The organism is Mycobacterium sp. TH-M116 (genome assembly GCF_057473685.1).
In genome coordinates, this window is sequence record NZ_JBYCLC010000028.1 from 1 (window position 1) to 1,885 (window position 1,885).

Here is a 1,885-nt window from a genome sequence, read left to right on the forward strand (position 1 = left end):
CATCGACCCCGGCGAGTATCTCATCAACGGAAACGATGACGGCCGGGCGGTGTTTGCCGGGCTCACCGGCGCGCGCGGCTCCAAGTGCCACCAGCCAGACGTCGCCTCGTCGCGGTTCAGGCAAGGCCGTCAGCGACGGAGTCGTCCCAGTCGTGGTCCTCCTCGCGTACTTCGGCGGCGGTCGACTCGGCGCGCGTGGCGTCGCGTTCGGCGCGGAAGCTGGCCTCGCGCTGGGCACGCGAGGCGAGCTCCGAGAGAAGAGCGGCAATGGAGATGCCGCGTTCGCGGGCCTGGGCTGCCAGCCGGTCGCGAGTCTGGACCGGCACCCTGATCGTTGTGGTAGGTGTAGCCATCTACATAGCTTACTTGTGTCGCCATAAACGGGCGCTAACTCGCCTTGGCGGGATCGACGCCGGCCACACACACCTGCCCCCACTCGATGAGCGGCCGCCGGTGAGCGGCGCGTCAGCACCCGTCGCCCCTTTCGGCTCCGGCCGCCTGTTCCGCCCACCTTCGCGGGTCGCTCACGATGACCACCTTGGCTGCTCCAGCGAGGCGACAATCTCCACATGGCGACAATCTGTGCCAGCGCCGAAGAACACTCGATGCGTCAGACCGCCAGCGCATGCCGCAGTTCATGCAGTTCGGCGATCGGGGGCTGGGCCGCATGTAGCCTCATGCCAGACGTAGCACAAGTTATACATGCGCTACCCTGGTCACGTGAAGATCGGATTACGCGAGCTGCGGCAGAACGCCTCCGAATTCGTGCGCCGCGCCGGAGAAGGCGAGGAGATCACCATCACCGTGGCCGGACGTCCTGGAGCCCGGCTTGTTCCCGCGGCTTCTCGAGCTTGGAGGCGGTGGGCCGATGTGTCCGAACTGTTCGCGGGGCCCGCAGATCCCGCGTGGAATGCCGACCGTGAGGCAATCGCCCAGGAAATACGCGACCCGTGGATGAAGCAGTGAGAGCGATCCTCGACACCAGTGTGGTCATTGCGACGGATGTCGAGCCTCTTGACGGCGAGTTGGCCATCAGCGCAATCACAGTGGCCGAACTGCACTTCGGGGTTCTGGTGGCACATGAACAAAAGGCGCGCTCCGAGCGGCTACGGCGCCTGCTGGTCGTTCAGCGTAAGTTCGACGCGCTGCCTGTCGATGATGCCGTGGCGGCGAGCTATGGTCAGGTGGCGGCAGCCGTCGTTGACGCGGGACGTCAGCCGCGAGCGCGATCGATGGACCTGCTGATAGCGGCGACCGCCCACGCTCATTCTGCCCGGCTTTACACCCGCAACGCCGACGACTTTGACGGCCTCGGCGACGTGGTGGACGTCGTGGCGGTCTGACCGCACGGGACACGTCACCGAGAAAAGCGCCGAGCCGTCAAGTTCGACTACCGCAGGAAAGCTTCGACGTACCGTTATCCTGTACCATTAAAGTACAGGTTTTCTGTACCTACTTTCAGGCAGGATCACCATGAGTATCAGCGCGAGCGACGCCAGGCGGCGCCTGTTCCCCCTGCTCGAGCAAGTCAACACCGATCACGAGCCGGTGCGCATCACCTCCAAGAGCGGAGATGCGGTGCTCATGTCCGCCGATGACTACGACTCGTGGCAGGAAACCGTCTACCTGCTGCGCTCCCCAGAAAACGCCAGGCGGCTGATGGACGCGGTCGCCCGCGACAAAGCCGGGCAGTCCGCCGTCGCCAAATCCATCGACGAGCTGCGAGAGATGGCCGGCGGCCAGGAGTGAGGAGTATCCACTTCGACCCCGATGCCTGGCAGGACTTCCTCTTCTGGCTGGCCTCGGACCGCAAGACCGCCCGGCGGATCACCCGCCTGATCGCAGAGATCCAACGCGATCCATTCGACGGGATCGGCAAGCCCGA

6 protein-coding genes are annotated in these 1,885 nt (G+C 65.0%); 4 read left to right on the top strand and 2 right to left on the bottom strand.

Annotated features, from left to right (window positions below; genetic code table 11):
- Both AC2VOK_RS01175 and AC2VOK_RS01180 read right to left on the bottom strand, forming a co-directional pair.
- Window positions 1-124, bottom strand: a 124-nt coding sequence (locus tag AC2VOK_RS01175; protein ID WP_428898847.1) for a type II toxin-antitoxin system PemK/MazF family toxin, incomplete at its 3' end; no start/stop codon positions are given.
- Entirely contained in the window at window positions 117-353 is a 237-nt protein-coding gene (locus tag AC2VOK_RS01180; RefSeq protein ID WP_428898846.1) for a type II toxin-antitoxin system antitoxin MazE7, read from the bottom strand. The genes AC2VOK_RS01180 and AC2VOK_RS01175, both read right to left, overlap by 8 nt.
- A 367-nt stretch (window positions 354-720) precedes the next feature.
- Here AC2VOK_RS01180 and AC2VOK_RS01185 point away from each other — a divergent pair, with 367 nt between their 5' ends.
- The 4 genes from AC2VOK_RS01185 to AC2VOK_RS01200 form a co-directional block, all read left to right on the top strand.
- Window positions 721-966 carry a type II toxin-antitoxin system Phd/YefM family antitoxin gene (locus AC2VOK_RS01185; RefSeq protein ID WP_343709893.1) on the top strand — a complete coding sequence of 82 codons (246 nt, stop codon included), beginning with the start codon at window positions 721-723 and terminating at the stop codon, window positions 964-966.
- Window positions 951-1,343: a type II toxin-antitoxin system VapC family toxin gene (locus AC2VOK_RS01190; RefSeq protein WP_343709892.1), complete on the top strand. Its 393-nt coding sequence runs from the start codon at window positions 951-953 to the stop codon at window positions 1,341-1,343. The genes AC2VOK_RS01185 and AC2VOK_RS01190 overlap by 16 nt, the downstream gene beginning before the upstream one ends.
- A gap of 130 nt (window positions 1,344-1,473) precedes the next feature.
- On the top strand, window positions 1,474-1,749 hold the full coding sequence (locus AC2VOK_RS01195) for a type II toxin-antitoxin system Phd/YefM family antitoxin (protein WP_343709891.1): 276 nt from the start codon (window positions 1,474-1,476) through the stop codon (window positions 1,747-1,749).
- A partial coding sequence (locus AC2VOK_RS01200) for a type II toxin-antitoxin system YoeB family toxin (protein ID WP_421527949.1) occupies window positions 1,746-1,885 on the top strand: 140 nt, incomplete at its 3' end. The genes AC2VOK_RS01195 and AC2VOK_RS01200, both read left to right, overlap by 4 nt.

What these genes read in the sequence shown, in the direction of transcription:
- AC2VOK_RS01180 (WP_428898846.1), bottom strand. Translation starts at nt 353, where the DNA reads ATGGCTACACCTACCACAACGATCAGGGTGCCGGTCCAGACTCGCGAC.
- AC2VOK_RS01195 (WP_343709891.1), top strand. Translation starts at nt 1,474, where the DNA reads ATGAGTATCAGCGCGAGCGACGCCAGGCGGCGCCTGTTCCCCCTGCTC.